This is a genomic window from Bacillus sp. AFS059628, assembly GCF_002571225.1.
Lineage (GTDB): Bacteria > Bacillota > Bacilli > Bacillales > Bacillaceae_G > Bacillus_A.
Genome location: NZ_NVEC01000090.1, coordinates 1 through 14759, shown reverse-complemented (window position 1 = coordinate 14759; position 14759 = coordinate 1). Strand labels below are relative to the sequence as shown.

Genomic DNA, 14759 nt, shown 5'->3' with positions numbered 1-14759 from the left:
AGCAACTAAAAACACAAGTCATTTGACTTGTGTTTTTTTATTTCCCATGAAATAGGTTCGGTTCTGCTAGTAAAAAGGAAGAAATATAGTAAGGGATTTTTTGGGCAGAAATAGTAAGAAATTGATAAATAAATGGGTAATCTTCAGAGCTATAGCTTCCGAGTAAATCATACCACCAATCTGTTTCATATCTAGAAATCATACTTAAATTGTAGAGCAATAAATAATGCACAAGAAGTTCGGGTAATACAGGATTAGGATTTCTAGGGTCAGCTGTAAGTGGTAAGTAATAAGTATCAGCAAGGTATTCGTAGTATAAGGGTGTACTATATATAGGATTCCATGATCGGATAGGAGCTGTAAAAAGTAAATTCGATTTGCTCGTTTTCCCAGGGACATGCTGCATGGATAGATGCTTACAAGTTGATTCAATGTAACGCGAAAATCTTTCTGCAGTCATATGGAGCCGATCTAGTATGCTGACCGAAAAGGAAAGTTCATTTGTATTTATTAAATCAATTTTATATAAAGTAGTACCTCGTTGACTATGGCGAAATAAATTTTGTAATTCAGGAATATTCCCCATTAAATCCAGCATATTAAACTTCTCTGATTCTAAGTGTTTCATGTGAAACAGCTGTTCTGCAACATGAGTGAATAATCCATTTTTTTGCACCTTCACCTCATCTTCTAAAAATTGATATCCCTGTTTTTTTCGTTTACGTGTCGTAACACCATGAGCTAAAACAGTAGTGGATTCTGGATAGTTAGGGTCAATAGTTAGTAAGCAGGCTTTAAAAAGTTGACTCATTCCATAAAATAATAGCATTGGCTGGATCGAAAAGGGTGCTACCTTATATAGTTCATAATAGTTTTTCCCGTGCTCTAAGTAATAAATAAAGGGATAACAGTTTTCGAAACTTTTTTTTTCAGCATCTTGTATGGAGGATTTTTCATAACAACGGGCAAGATAACGTTGTACATTTTGAGATGAAAAGAAGAAACTTAATTGCTGCCAAGTACAATGTGATTGATGCATATATTCCGCTCCTTTTATTGTCTAAAAATTCTAACATATATATACGTCCTTGACAGTATTTTAACCAATTGATAAGCTACTAATAATAATTTCTGGTATCATGGGGGGAACAATTATGTGGGAATCTAAATTTGTTAAAGAAGGTTTGACTTTTGATGATGTATTACTTGTACCAGCAAAGTCAGATGTACTACCAAGAGAAGTAAGTGTTAAAACAGTTTTATCTGAAAGCTTACAGTTAAACATCCCGTTAATTAGTGCAGGAATGGATACAGTAACAGAAGCGGATATGGCTATAGCAATGGCTCGTCAAGGCGGTTTAGGAATTATCCATAAAAACATGTCTATTGAACAACAAGCTGAGCAAGTTGATAAAGTAAAACGTTCTGAAAGTGGCGTTATTTCAGATCCATTCTTTTTAACTCCAGAACATCAAGTGTATGATGCAGAGCATCTTATGGGAAAATACCGTATCTCAGGTGTACCGGTTGTAAATAATTTAGACGAACGAAAATTAGTCGGTATTATTACAAACCGTGATATGCGTTTTATCCAAGACTACTCAATCAAAATTTCCGACGTAATGACAAAAGAACAGCTAATTACAGCTCCAGTTGGTACAACGCTAGAAGAAGCTGAAAAGATCCTACAAAAGTATAAAATTGAAAAACTCCCTCTTGTTGATAACAACGGTGTATTACAAGGGCTTATTACAATCAAAGATATTGAAAAAGTAATTGAATTCCCAAATTCCGCAAAAGATAAGCAAGGACGCTTATTAGTTGGAGCGGCAGTTGGTGTAACGGCTGATGCAATGCTTCGTATTGACGCATTAGTAAAAGCTAGCGTAGATGCAATCGTACTTGATACAGCTCACGGACATTCTCAAGGTGTTATTGATAAAGTAAAAGAAGTTCGTGCAAAGTATCCGTCACTAAATATTATCGCTGGAAATGTTGCTACTGCTGAAGCAACAAAGGCATTAATTGAAGCTGGTGCAAACGTAGTGAAGGTTGGTATTGGACCAGGTTCTATCTGTACAACACGTGTTGTAGCCGGCGTTGGTGTACCACAATTAACAGCAGTTTATGATTGTGCAACAGAGGCTCGTAAACACGGTATCCCAGTTATTGCTGACGGTGGTGTTAAGTACTCTGGTGACATGGTTAAAGCTTTAGCAGCAGGAGCACACGTTGTTATGCTAGGTAGTATGTTTGCTGGTGTTGCTGAAAGTCCTGGTGAAACTGAAATTTACCAAGGTCGTCAATTTAAAGTATATCGTGGTATGGGTTCTGTCGGAGCAATGGAAAAAGGAAGTAAAGATCGTTACTTCCAAGAAGGAAATAAAAAACTTGTTCCAGAAGGTATTGAAGGCCGAGTACCATATAAAGGACCTTTAGCAGATACAGTTCACCAATTAGTTGGTGGATTACGTGCAGGTATGGGATATTGCGGAGCACAAGATTTAGAATTTTTACGTGAGAATGCACAGTTCATTCGCATGTCAGGTGCTGGTTTACGTGAAAGCCATCCTCATCACGTACAAATTACAAAAGAAGCTCCAAACTACTCATTGTAATGTCTCATATACAAATAGACGGAGATTTGATATCTCTGTCTATTTTTTTTTGATTATGTTAGAATAACGGTTATGTGAGTACATAGATATTGGGGGTAGCAAAAGTGAAAGGTATGTTTTGCAAAAGATTCGTTGCGCTAGTAACAATGCTTACATTAGCTTGTAGTATGTTGTTACCATATAGCAACGCATCAGCAGAAACAGGATCTGCTTTAAATATTGAAGCAGGTGCAGCAATTTTAGTTGAAGCGAATTCTGGGAAAATTTTATATCAAAAGAATGCAGACGAATTATTATCAATTGCTAGTATGACAAAAATGATGAGTGAATATTTAGTTCATGAAGCAGTGGATAAAGGAAAACTTAAGTGGGATCAAAAAATTAAGGTTTCTGAATATGCGTATAAGGTTTCACAAGATGCTTCATTATCAAATGTTGCATTAGAAAATGGCGGCTCTTATACAGTGAAAGAGCTATACGAGGCAATGGCAATCTTTTCTGCGAATGGTGCAACAATTGCATTAGCAGAAGCAATTGCAGGTAAAGAAGTAGACTTCGTAAAAATGATGAATGATAAATCGAAAGAACTAGGGTTGAAAAATTATAAATTTGTCAATTCTACAGGTTTAACGAATAAAGATTTAAAGGGAATGCATCCTGAAGGAACAACAGCGGATGAAGAAAATAAAATGTCTGCAAAGGATGTTGCGACTTTAGCACAACATTTAATTAAAGATTATCCAAAAGTGTTAGATACAGCAAAAATCCCGAAAAAAGAATTTCGTCCAGAAAAAGAGAAGTTTGCAATGTCGAACTGGAACTGGATGTTAAAGGGCTTAGTTAAAGAATATGATGGCGTAGATGGCCTGAAAACAGGCTCAACTCCAGAAGCAGGAGATTGCTTCACCGGTACGGTTGAAAGAAACGGTATGCGCTTTATTTCTGTAGTTATTAAAACAAGTTCTCATACAGCACGTTTTGATGAAACAAAGAAGCTATATGATTATGGATTTGCTAACTTTGAAATGAAGCAAATGTATAAAAAAGGTTCTTCAGTAAAAGGACAAGAAACGGTTCGAGTAGAAAATGCTAAAGATAAAGATGTAGCAGTTCAAACAAAACGAGCTGTTTCGCTTCCAGTGCCAAAAGGAAGTAAAGATGTTTATAAAACAGAATTAAAAGAAGCAAGTAAAGGACAAGAAGCACCTATTAAAAAAGGAGCTGCACTTGGCCAAATGGTAATTACACCAAAAGATGCGAATGATCCTGGATTTTTATCTGGTAAGTCATTACAAATAGACCTTGTAACAACATCTGCAGTAGAAGAAGCAAATTGGTTTACTCGTTCTATGCGTGGAATTGGTTCTTTCTTTAGTGGTATATGGAATAGTGCTGTTGATACAGTAAAAGGTTGGTTTTAAAAGCTCCTCATTGTAGGGGCTTTTTCTTATTCCTATTTTTCATACCGACTTTATGAAAAAGTAGTAGACAAGCATCTGATAGTTAGTGGTAGAATGTAAGAGTATTCTTAATTTTCGCCTTTAACGGGGAAAAGCAATTCACCTAGGGGGGTTTTTGTAACATGACAAATGTAACAGGGACAGAACGTGTAAAACGTGGAATGGCAGAAATGCAAAAAGGCGGCGTTATTATGGACGTAATTAACGCTGAACAAGCAAAAATTGCAGAAGAGGCAGGCGCAGTTGCTGTTATGGCATTAGAGCGCGTACCAGCAGATATTCGTGCAGCAGGTGGCGTTTCTCGTATGGCAGACCCAACAATCGTTGAAGAAGTTATGGGTGCTGTGTCAATTCCGGTTATGGCAAAATGCCGTATCGGTCACCTTGTAGAAGCACGTGTATTAGAATCATTAGGGGTAGACTATATCGATGAGAGTGAAGTATTAACTCCTGCCGATGAAGTATACCATTTAAATAAACGTGATTACACAGTTCCGTTTGTATGTGGTTGCCGTGATATCGGAGAAGCTGCACGTCGTATTGCAGAAGGTGCATCTATGCTTCGTACAAAAGGTGAACCAGGAACAGGAAACATTGTAGAGGCAGTGCGTCATATGCGCCAAGTCAATGCAGAAATCCGTCAAGTTGCAAGTCTACGTGAAGATGAGTTAATGACATATGCAAAAAATACTGGTGCTCCTTATGAAGTACTACTTGAGATTAAACGCCTTGGTCGCTTACCGGTTGTAAACTTTGCAGCAGGTGGTGTAGCAACACCAGCAGATGCAGCGTTAATGATGCAACTTGGTGCGGATGGTGTATTTGTTGGATCTGGTATCTTCAAATCAGAGAATCCGGCGAAATTTGCACGTGCAATCGTTGAAGCAACAACTCATTATGAAGATTATGAATTAATTGCAAGCCTTTCTAAAGGATTAGGTAATGCGATGAAAGGTATCGAAATTTCAACGTTATTACCAGAACAACGCATGCAAGAGCGTGGATGGTAATTGAAGGAGAACTTTAAAATGGTGAAAATCGGTGTACTAGGTCTTCAAGGTGCAGTTCGTGAACATGTAAAATCAGTTGAAGCAAGTGGTGCCGAGGCTGTTGTTGTAAAGCGTATAGAACAACTTGAAGAAATTGATGGTCTTATTTTACCAGGCGGTGAAAGCACAACAATGCGCCGTCTTATTGATAAGTATGCTTTCATGGAACCACTTCGTACATTTGCGAAGTCAGGTAAACCAATGTTTGGTACATGTGCAGGAATGATTCTTCTTGCAAAAACACTTATTGGCTATGAAGAAGCACATATTGGTGCTATGGATATTACAGTTGAGCGCAATGCGTTCGGACGTCAAAAAGATAGCTTCGAAGCTGCACTTTCTATTGAAGGTGTGGGAGAGGATTTTGTTGGCGTATTTATTCGTGCCCCTTATGTTGTAAATGTAGCGGATGATGTTGAGGTACTTTCTACACATGGCGATCGAATGGTAGCGGTAAGGCAAGGGCCGTTTTTAGCTGCTTCTTTCCATCCGGAATTAACGGACGATCATCGTGTAACAGCATACTTTGTAGAAATGGTAAAAGAAGCGAAAATGAAAAAAGTTGTATAAGTAACTTGCAACTTGTATAAGATTATAGTAAATTGATGGTAACAATTTTATAAAATAAGCGTGTTGATAGGAAGTAGTAACAAATGTCGTTTCTTATAGAGAGTCGATGGTTGGTGGAAATCGATAGGAACAGTTTGTGAATCCATCCTGGAATGGAATGTGGAATATCTGTATGATTAGTAAACATTCCCGGTGAAGAGCCGTTATTTCTACTTGAGAGGAAGGCGGTAATGCTTTCAACTAGGGTGGCAACGCGGGTTAACTCCCGTCCCTTTATATAGGGACGGGAGTTTTTTGTGTTTTATAAAATAAAAGGAGGAGTATATAATGCTTGATATTAAATTTCTACGTACAAATTTTGAAGAAGTAAAAGCAAAGTTACAGCATAGGGGCGAAGATTTAACTGATTTCGGTCGCTTTGAGGAGTTGGATACGAGAAGAAGAGAACTACTTGTTCAAACAGAGGAACTGAAAAGTAAACGTAACGAAGTATCTCAACAAATCTCTGTATTGAAGCGCGAAAAGAAAGATGCAGAAGCCTTAATTCTAGAAATGCGTGAAGTTGGAGAAAAAGTAAAAGATCTTGATAATGAACTTCGTACAGTTGAAGAAGATCTAGAAAGATTAATGTTATCTATTCCAAATATCCCTCATGAATCTGCACCAGTTGGTGAAACAGAGGATGATAATGTAGTAGCACGTACTTGGGGAGAAGTGAAAGAGTTTGCTTTTGAACCAAAACCACATTGGGATCTTGCTACAGATTTAGGGATTCTAGACTTTGAGCGTGCTGGGAAAGTAACAGGAAGCCGCTTCGTATTCTACAAAGGTGCTGGAGCAAGATTAGAGCGTGCTTTAATTAGCTTTATGCTTGACCTTCATACTGATGAGCACGGATATGAAGAAGTATTACCTCCGTATATGGTAAACCGTGCAAGCATGACAGGAACAGGACAACTTCCGAAGTTTGAAGAAGATGCATTCCGTATTGAAAGTGAAGATTACTTCTTAATTCCAACAGCTGAAGTACCTGTAACAAATATGCACCGTGATGAAATTTTAAGTAAAGAGCAATTGCCTATAAGATATGCTGCATTTAGCTCTTGCTTCCGTTCTGAAGCAGGTTCAGCTGGACGCGATACACGTGGCTTAATTCGTCAACATCAGTTCAATAAAGTAGAGCTTGTAAAGTTTGTAAAACCAGAAGATTCTTATGAAGAGTTAGAAAAACTAACAAATGATGCAGAACGCGTGTTACAATTATTAGAGTTGCCATATCGCGTTATGAGCATGTGCACAGGCGATTTAGGATTTACAGCAGCGAAGAAATACGATATTGAAGTATGGATTCCAAGCTATGGCACATATCGTGAAATTTCTTCTTGTAGTAATTTTGAGGCTTTCCAAGCGAGACGTGCAAATATCCGTTTCCGTCGTGAGCCAAATGGCAAACCAGAACATGTTCATACATTAAATGGATCTGGTCTTGCAATTGGACGTACGGTTGCAGCTATTTTAGAGAACTACCAACAAGAAGATGGTACAATTATAATTCCAGAAGTTCTTCGCCCTTATATGGGAGGAAAAACAGTTATTAAGTAAATTTATAAACATTCATCGGTATGAGTGATTGGTAATTATGAGCGTTGTCAGTACTATAATGTAGGAAAGGAAAAGTAAAATTTTCCTTTCCTCATAATTTATTTTAGTAGGGTTGACTAACTGTTTTTCTTTTGATATTATATTTGATGTCAATATGGAGGTATACCCAAGTCTGGCTGAAGGGATCGGTCTTGAAAACCGACAGGCGGCGAGAGTCGCGCGGGGGTTCGAATCCCTCTACCTCCTCCAGATATAATTGACAACAGCGCATATAAGTGGAGATTGGAGAACTCGTTACCAACACGTAACGAGTTTTTATTTTAAAACCAATCATAAAGTATGGTGTAAGGATATATTGTCCTTATTACACACTCATATTCCGATGATTATCTTCATAGATATGAAAGGAGTCAACATGGATCTTATTATACAAACATTTCCTTTAGATGGAAAAACTTTATATTATGTACAATGTCCTGTCTGTAAGAACAATAGAATTTTAAACAGTGGTGCAAATGTATCACGCATTATTAGCGATGATACATTCCGTAAACTTTGTGGCTGCACTTGCGATGTAAAGCAAACCGCAGCAAAAGTAGAGGCACCAAAAAAGGCTAAAAAAGAAGCTGTAAAGAAAGAAGCAGCTCCAAAACGTACAGGTAAAGTATTAACAGCGGTAATTAACGGGAAAGAAATGACTGTTAAAGAGATTGCTGAAGCGTACGATATTAGTACGAGTACTGTTCGTCAGCGTATTAACGCTGGAAAAACTGAGAGTGAAATTATTGCTCCAACAAAAAAGAAGTAATTTAATAGAAAAAACCCGTGCGTACGCACGGGTTTTTTATTTTACAAGTTTACGTGTTTGTTTTAAAAAATGGCCAATTTTTTTAATAATTGGTTCAATGGAATCGCCATCTTTTAAAATATCGTATTCATTAATGTTTAATCGTAAAACAGGACATGAATTAAAGTTATTAATCCAGTTTTCGTAACGCCCATGCATCTCTTTCCAATACTCGATTGGTGTTTGCTGTTCCATCGGACGTCCACGTTCTTGGATACGATCAACGATATCATCGAAAGAACCTTCTAAGTAAATTAGTAAATCTGGATGAGGGAAGTAAGGAGTCATGACCATAGCGTCAAATAAACCTTTGTATGTTTCATAATCAGTTTCCGTCATTGTTCCTTTTTCATGATGCATTTTTGCGAAAATGCCAGTGTCTTCATAGATAGAGCGATCTTGAACAAAACCGCCACCGTATTCAAAAATTCTTTTTTGTTCTTTAAATCGTTCTGCTAAAAAGTATACTTGCAAGTGGAAGCTCCAGCGCGTGAAATCAGCATAGAACTTGTCCAAATACGGGTTAGAATCTACCTTTTCAAATGATGTTCGATAACCTAAAGCGTTAGCTAATGCAGTTGTCATAGTAGATTTACCAACACCTACTGTTCCAGCGATAGTGATTACTGCGTCATTTGGTATATCATATTTTTGCCTTAAATTCATTATTATTTCGACTCCTTTAAGAGAGTATTTTGAAGGGCAGATAGGATGACGTTTAAATCGCCAGGATTTTTTACAAAATCCATATCGTCTCCGTTAAATTTCAATACTGGGATATCTGGATGAGCCTTTTTAAAAGACTCCATTGCTGTTTCGTAATCTTTTGTGAGCTGTAGTAAGTAATTTGGATCCATATTTTTTTCGAATTCTCTTCCGCGCATTGCGATTCGCTTTTGTAATGTTTCTAGGCTAGCTGTTAAATAAACGATAACATTTGGCACAGGCATATCTTGTGTAAGGATACGGTAGATTTGCATGTACTTGTCATATTGAGAATCTTTTAATGTACGGGATGCAAAAATTACATTTTTAAATATATGATAATCCGCTACTACTGGCTTCCTTTGATTCAAATACTTTATGTTAATATCTTCTAATTGTTTGTATCTATTACAAAGAAAGAACATCTCTGTTTGAAAACTCCATTCGTCGATGTCTTCATAGAACTTTCCTAAAAAGGGGTTTTCATCAACAATCTCTTTTAGTAAGTGGAGTTGCATGTGAGTTGAAATTTCCTTCGCAAGTGAAGTCTTTCCAACACCAATTGGTCCTTCAACCGTGATAAATGGTACTCCGGTCACGCTGTTTCCTCCTTTCAATCAGTAATTTACCGTGGCTACTAAAAACACAAAACAGAATTATTGTAGCACAAGAGGGAAGCGAGCGGGTTAATTTGCTATAAAAAGTTAGAAAATAGATATATGTATTAATTAAATTTTATTTGAGATGAAGGGACTATATTTGCTTTTAATGTGGCTTCCATTATTTTTAAAGCATGCACGTTATCCTGATCATGATTAGAGGCAATACAGTCCTGTGGTACATACAATGTATAATTTCTCATATGAGCATCGTTAGCTGTAAAGAGTATACATATATTACCGGCAACGCCTGTTAATATTAGGTTTTCTATTTTTAGATAGCCTAATAAAGAATTTAAAGGTGTTTCATAAAAAGCAGAGTAATGTGGTTTAATGAAAATATAATCATCAGAATTTGGAGCAATCTTATGAATGATATTTTCACTATACTCATTTGTACAATGAGTAATTAGTTGGTCGATATCAGATCTCCAAAGTTGATAATGGTCATTAATATAAATTATGGGGTAGCCGAAGGATTTCATTGTTTTCTTTAATTGTAAAATAGGATTTGTTATAATTTCGCATTTTTTGGCTAGGATGGGCCCGTGTGAAAATTGAAAATCGTTAATCATATCGATAATGAGTAAGGCAGTGTTTTTCATATGTAATCCCCTCTCTTTTTTCTTAGGGTGGATTGAATTTATAAAAGTTATCCCATGTGTAGTAAATGGAAATAAGTGTACTTTATTTGTAATGAAAGGACTATGTTATGGAACAAGATCAAGATATTTATTTTATGCAGTTAGCAATCGAAGAGGCTAAAAAAGCAGAGGCAATACAAGAAGTACCGATTGGTGCAATTATAGTATTAAATGGGGAAGTCATTAGTGTTGCTCATAATTTAAGGGAAACTGAGCAAAGATCAATAGCTCATGCTGAGTTGTTAGCCATTGATGAAGCGTGCAAAAAATTAGGGACATGGCGTTTAGAAGATGCGACGTTATATGTAACATTAGAGCCTTGTCCAATGTGTGCCGGTGGAATTGTTTTATCAAGGGTGAAGCGAGTTGTATATGGTGCAAGCGATCCGAAAGGTGGATGTGCAGGAACATTGATGAATCTTTTAACGGATGAACGCTTTAATCATCAATGTGAAGTAGTAGCTGGCGTATTAGAAGAAGAGTGCGGTACGCTGTTAACAAACTTTTTTAGAGAACTTCGTAAAAAAAGAAAAGCGATTAAGAAATTGGAGAAAAGCAACGAGAATTAACGTATTTGCATTTTATAAAAAAACAAGTTATACTGATAGTGCCTTTAATGAAGGCAACCGAATATTGGTTTTAACTTTGCCGTGCTAAGCGGGGAGGTAGCGGTGCCCTATACTCGCAATCCGCTCTAGCGAGGCCGAATCCCTTCTCGAGGTTATGTTGCTGTAAGGTCTGCCTTAAGTAAGTGGTGTTGACGTTTGGGTCCTGCGCAACGGGACCCCGTGAACCTTGTCAGGTCCGGAAGGAAGCAGCAATAAGCGGGTCTTCTCGTGTGCCGCAGGAGTGCCTGAACCGAGCTAACTGCTTGAGTAACGCTTATGGTACGTAATCGACGGAAGGTGCACGGCAGTTATATATGTATACAAAACCCACCTTAATACTAAGGTGGGTTTTTTGTATAGAAAATAACTTTTGGAATCTATAAACAGAATGGGTTATAATAAATGAGATAATAACCTTTGAGGGAGGCCGTATTTTCGTGTCATACCAAGCGTTATACCGAACATGGAGACCGCAAAAGTTTGAAGATGTAGTCGGTCAAAAGCACGTGACAAAAACGTTGCAAAATGCCCTTCTTCAAGAGAAAGTTTCACATGCTTATTTATTTTCTGGGCCGAGGGGAACAGGAAAAACGACAATTGCAAAAGTATTTGCAAAAGCAATCAACTGTGAACATGCTCCCGTAGCTGAACCTTGTAATGAATGTCCTTCTTGTTTGGGGATTACACAAGGGTCTATTTCGGATGTATTAGAAATTGATGCGGCTTCAAATAACGGTGTAGATGAAATTCGAGATATTAGAGATAAAGTAAAATATGCTCCAAGTGCTGTAGAATATAAAGTATACATTATTGATGAAGTTCACATGCTTTCTATGGGTGCCTTCAATGCGCTTTTAAAAACATTAGAAGAGCCGCCAGGACATGTCATCTTTATTTTAGCGACAACAGAACCACATAAGATACCGCCTACAATCATTTCGCGTTGTCAACGTTTCGAATTTCGAAAGATATCAGTAAATGATATTGTTGAGAGATTATCGACGGTTGTGACCAATGAAGGTACGCAAGTAGAAGATGAGGCGTTGCAAATTGTTGCACGTGCCGCTGAAGGTGGTATGCGTGATGCGCTTAGCCTTATTGATCAAGCAATATCTTATAGTGATGAGACAGTTACGACAGAAGATGTATTAGCTGTAACAGGTTCGGTTTCTCAGCAATACTTAGGCAACTTAGTAGAATGTATACGTGAAAATGATGTATCGAGAGCATTACGTATCATAGATGAGATGATGGGTAAAGGGAAAGATCCAGTTCGATTTATGGAAGATTTCATTTACTATTATCGTGATATGCTTTTATATCAAACTTCACCACAATTGGAACATATGTTGGAACGAGTAATGGTAGATGAGCAATTCCGGACGTTAAGTGAAGAAATGCAACCGGGAGTGATCTATGAGATCATTCATACTCTTAGTAAAGCACAACAGGAAATGAAGTGGACAAATCATCCTCGAATTTTCTTAGAAGTTGTTATGGTACAACTGTGTCAACAGTTTATGATGCAAGCAAACGGTGCGGATCGTTTACAAGCAATTATGAACAGGATGCAGCAATTGGAGAAAGAGTTAGAACAAGTTAAGAAGAATGGTGTGCCGGCCGGTGTGCAGCAGGAAGTCAGAGAGACGCGTGCAGCACCAAAGCCAGTACGGACAGGAAGTATGAAGATTCCTGTCGGGCGCGTAAATGAAGTATTAAAGCAAGCAAAGCGTCAAGATTTAGAACAATTAAAAGCCGTATGGGGTGAGTTGTTAGGAAGACTCAAAGCATACAACAAAGTAGCGTTTGCTGTTTTATTAGAAAATAGCGAACCGGTAGCAGCTTCGGATGATACTTACGTTTTAGCTTTTCAATATGAAATTCACTGTAAAATGGCAAGCGAAAATCGAGAAGCTATGGATACAGTAGAGCAAGCTTTATTTGAATTGCTAAGTAAAAGATTGAATATGATTGCCATTCCAAAAAGTGAATGGGGTAAAATCCGTGAAGATTTTTTACAGCGTGAAGGCGGAGCTTCTGAAGAAAGCCCAGAGAAAAAAGAGGATCCTCTTATAGAAGAGGCCGTAAAATTAGTAGGGCAAGAACTTATTGAAATAAAAGAGTAATAAAAATTAGGAGGAATTAATTATGATGCGTGGCGGAATGGGAAATATGAATAACATGATGAAACAAATGCAAAAGATGCAAAAGGAAATGGCAAAAGCGCAAGAAGAACTTGGTGAAAAAACAGTTGAAGGTACAGCTGGTGGCGGTATGATCACAGTTATTGCAAATGGTCATAAGCAAATTCTTGAAGTGAAAGTGAAAGAAGAAGTTGTAGATCCAGAAGATATCGAAATGTTACAAGACTTAGTGTTAGCTGCAACGAACGATGCGCTGAAAAAAGCTGATGAACTTTCAAACTCTACAATGGGTAAATTTACAAAAGGCTTAAACTTACCAGGTGGAATGTTCTAGGAGGATATTGATATATGCATTATCCAGAACCAATATCAAAACTAATTGATAGTTTTATGAAATTGCCAGGAATCGGACCGAAAACAGCGGTTCGATTGGCATTTTTTGTGTTAGATATGAAAGAAGACGATGTGTTAGGTTTTGCAAAAGCACTTGTAAATGCGAAGCGAGACTTAGCGTATTGTTCTGTGTGCGGACATATTACTGACCGTGATCCTTGTTATATTTGTAACGATTCGCATCGAGATCAATCAGTTGTTTGTGTAGTACAAGAACCGAAAGATGTAATCGCGATGGAAAAAATGAAAGAGTACCAAGGTGTATATCACGTGTTACGTGGTGCTATTTCTCCAATGGAGGGAATTGGACCGGAAGATATTAATATCCCACAACTTTTAAAGCGACTGCACGATGAAACGGTACAAGAAGTAATATTAGCAACGAACCCTAATATTGAAGGGGAAGCTACAGCAATGTATATATCCCGCCTCTTAAAGCCGACAGGCATTAAAGTAACTCGTATTGCACATGGTCTGCCAGTTGGTGGAGATTTAGAATATGCAGATGAGGTAACACTGTCGAAAGCGTTAGAAGGTCGTAGAGAAGTATAAGAGGAGAAACAAAAATGTTCTTTCAAAAAAAGGGTAAATTGCGTAAAGAGTATGATGATAAGCTAATTGTACTATTAGAAAAAGTAAAGAATGAGTGGTTACGTCAGAAGAGAATGGTTGAACAAAGTGTTGAGCCCTCTCAAGATGTACTTTGTTCTTTGAAAATAGCAGAGGCGAAATATTTCTTCTTGTTAAAAGAAGCAAAACGTCGTCCTGTAAAAATGGAACAATGGTAAAAGGTTTTGCTGAAAAAGCAGAACCTTTTTATTTTATCCCGTTTTAATGGGCAGTAAGACCTCCACTGATTAAAGTTTTACTTTATTCGTTAAACATTTAGTAGTTACTTCATTTGGAAAGAACAATTAATGATTTTTATGAAGAAAGTGGCATTGAATATAGGTGAGTGAGATAAAACGACTGGAGTTATATGATACATGTTCTTTTTTATTGTCTTGTCCCATACAAATAATTGTGTATAGGTCATTCATAAGGAGGAAAAAATGAATTCTACAATTATAATTGTTGGTATTCTTACGTTAGTTTTTATTTTTCTTGTTTTTGGTGTTTCTTCTAAGCCATTACGTTTTATAGGAAAAGCACTTTTTCATGTTACTTTGGGAGTAGCGTTACTCTTTATCGTAAATGTTGTAGGAACATATTTTGATTTTCATATTCCAATTAACTTAGGGACTGCAACAATCACAAGCTTATTAGGTCTACCTGGTGTTATTGCATTAGTGGTTATTAAGCTGTATATCATGCCAAGATAAATTTATTTTGGCATTTTTTTAAAAGGTGTTGACTAATAAATGATTAATATGGTAAATTAATAAGCGTCGTCAGGAACGAAAGAAAAAAGTTATTGACATATTTAACGAGAAATGTTAAATTATAAAAGTCGCTGAAAC

16 protein-coding genes, 1 tRNA gene, 1 other RNA gene and 1 other annotated feature are annotated in these 14759 nt (G+C 37.1%); of the genes, 14 read left to right on the top strand and 4 right to left on the bottom strand.

Annotated elements, in window-relative coordinates; genetic code table 11:
* Positions 1–37: 37 nt before the first annotated feature.
* Positions 38–1039: a YaaC family protein gene (locus COL05_RS26115; protein ID WP_098670696.1), complete on the bottom strand. Its 1002-nt coding sequence runs from the start codon at positions 1037–1039 to the stop codon at positions 38–40.
* A 115-nt stretch (positions 1040–1154) separates the two neighbouring features.
* Here COL05_RS26115 and guaB point away from each other — a divergent pair, with 115 nt between their 5' ends.
* The 7 genes from guaB to COL05_RS26080 all read left to right on the top strand — a co-directional run bounded on the left by guaB (position 1155) and on the right by COL05_RS26080 (position 8107).
* Positions 1155–2618, top strand: a complete 1464-nt coding sequence (gene guaB / locus COL05_RS26110) for an IMP dehydrogenase (protein WP_098670695.1) — start codon at positions 1155–1157, stop codon at positions 2616–2618.
* A 113-nt stretch (positions 2619–2731) separates the two neighbouring features.
* Positions 2732–4039: a D-alanyl-D-alanine carboxypeptidase DacA gene (gene dacA, locus COL05_RS26105; RefSeq protein WP_142337670.1), complete on the top strand. Its 1308-nt coding sequence runs from the start codon at positions 2732–2734 to the stop codon at positions 4037–4039.
* A gap of 161 nt (positions 4040–4200) precedes the next feature.
* Positions 4201–5088 carry a pyridoxal 5'-phosphate synthase lyase subunit PdxS gene (gene pdxS, locus COL05_RS26100; protein WP_000186156.1) on the top strand — a complete coding sequence of 296 codons (888 nt, stop codon included), beginning with the start codon at positions 4201–4203 and terminating at the stop codon, positions 5086–5088.
* A gap of 18 nt (positions 5089–5106) precedes the next feature.
* Positions 5107–5697, top strand: coding sequence for a pyridoxal 5'-phosphate synthase glutaminase subunit PdxT (pdxT, locus tag COL05_RS26095; protein WP_078420564.1), 591 nt, complete (start codon positions 5107–5109; stop codon positions 5695–5697).
* 54 nt (positions 5698–5751) lie between these two features.
* Positions 5752–5973: a binding site (T-box leader), on the top strand.
* A 51-nt stretch (positions 5974–6024) separates the two neighbouring features.
* Positions 6025–7299: a serine--tRNA ligase gene (serS, locus tag COL05_RS26090; RefSeq protein WP_072191984.1), complete on the top strand. Its 1275-nt coding sequence runs from the start codon at positions 6025–6027 to the stop codon at positions 7297–7299.
* Positions 7300–7455: 156 nt separating this feature from the next.
* Positions 7456–7548 (top strand) — tRNA-Ser (locus tag COL05_RS26085).
* Positions 7549–7714: 166 nt separating this feature from the next.
* Positions 7715–8107 carry a sigma factor-like helix-turn-helix DNA-binding protein gene (locus COL05_RS26080; protein WP_142337669.1) on the top strand — a complete coding sequence of 131 codons (393 nt, stop codon included), beginning with the start codon at positions 7715–7717 and terminating at the stop codon, positions 8105–8107.
* Positions 8108–8143: 36 nt separating this feature from the next.
* On the opposite strand, the gene COL05_RS26075 is transcribed toward COL05_RS26080, so the two are convergent.
* The 3 genes from COL05_RS26075 to COL05_RS26065 form a co-directional block, all read right to left on the bottom strand.
* Complete coding sequence (locus tag COL05_RS26075; protein WP_001053585.1) at positions 8144–8812, bottom strand: deoxynucleoside kinase; 669 nt, start codon at positions 8810–8812, stop codon at positions 8144–8146.
* Between the two features lie 2 nt (positions 8813–8814).
* Positions 8815–9450 carry a deoxynucleoside kinase gene (locus tag COL05_RS26070; RefSeq protein ID WP_098670692.1) on the bottom strand — a complete coding sequence of 212 codons (636 nt, stop codon included), beginning with the start codon at positions 9448–9450 and terminating at the stop codon, positions 8815–8817.
* Positions 9451–9575: 125 nt separating this feature from the next.
* Positions 9576–10115 carry a cysteine hydrolase family protein gene (locus tag COL05_RS26065; RefSeq protein WP_098670691.1) on the bottom strand — a complete coding sequence of 180 codons (540 nt, stop codon included), beginning with the start codon at positions 10113–10115 and terminating at the stop codon, positions 9576–9578.
* Positions 10116–10222: 107 nt separating this feature from the next.
* Between COL05_RS26065 and tadA the strand changes: the two genes are divergently transcribed.
* From tadA to COL05_RS26025, 7 genes are all read left to right on the top strand, one after another.
* Positions 10223–10723 carry a tRNA adenosine(34) deaminase TadA gene (gene tadA, locus COL05_RS26055; RefSeq protein ID WP_098670689.1) on the top strand — a complete coding sequence of 167 codons (501 nt, stop codon included), beginning with the start codon at positions 10223–10225 and terminating at the stop codon, positions 10721–10723.
* Between the two features lie 79 nt (positions 10724–10802).
* An RNA gene (gene ffs, locus COL05_RS26050) (signal recognition particle sRNA large type) lies at positions 10803–11067 on the top strand.
* Positions 11068–11199: 132 nt separating this feature from the next.
* Complete coding sequence (gene dnaX, locus COL05_RS26045) at positions 11200–12888, top strand: DNA polymerase III subunit gamma/tau (protein WP_098670688.1); 1689 nt, start codon at positions 11200–11202, stop codon at positions 12886–12888.
* Positions 12889–12913: 25 nt separating this feature from the next.
* On the top strand, positions 12914–13240 hold the full coding sequence (locus COL05_RS26040) for a YbaB/EbfC family nucleoid-associated protein (protein ID WP_001996460.1): 327 nt from the start codon (positions 12914–12916) through the stop codon (positions 13238–13240).
* 14 nt (positions 13241–13254) lie between these two features.
* A complete protein-coding gene (gene recR, locus COL05_RS26035; protein WP_000559169.1) occupies positions 13255–13851 on the top strand; it encodes a recombination protein RecR in 597 nt (198 codons plus the stop codon).
* A 14-nt stretch (positions 13852–13865) separates the two neighbouring features.
* Entirely contained in the window at positions 13866–14087 is a 222-nt protein-coding gene (locus COL05_RS26030) for a YaaL family protein (RefSeq protein ID WP_000466020.1), read from the top strand.
* A gap of 264 nt (positions 14088–14351) precedes the next feature.
* Positions 14352–14621, top strand: coding sequence for a pro-sigmaK processing inhibitor BofA family protein (locus tag COL05_RS26025; protein WP_098670687.1), 270 nt, complete (start codon positions 14352–14354; stop codon positions 14619–14621).
* Positions 14622–14759 lie beyond the last annotated feature (138 nt).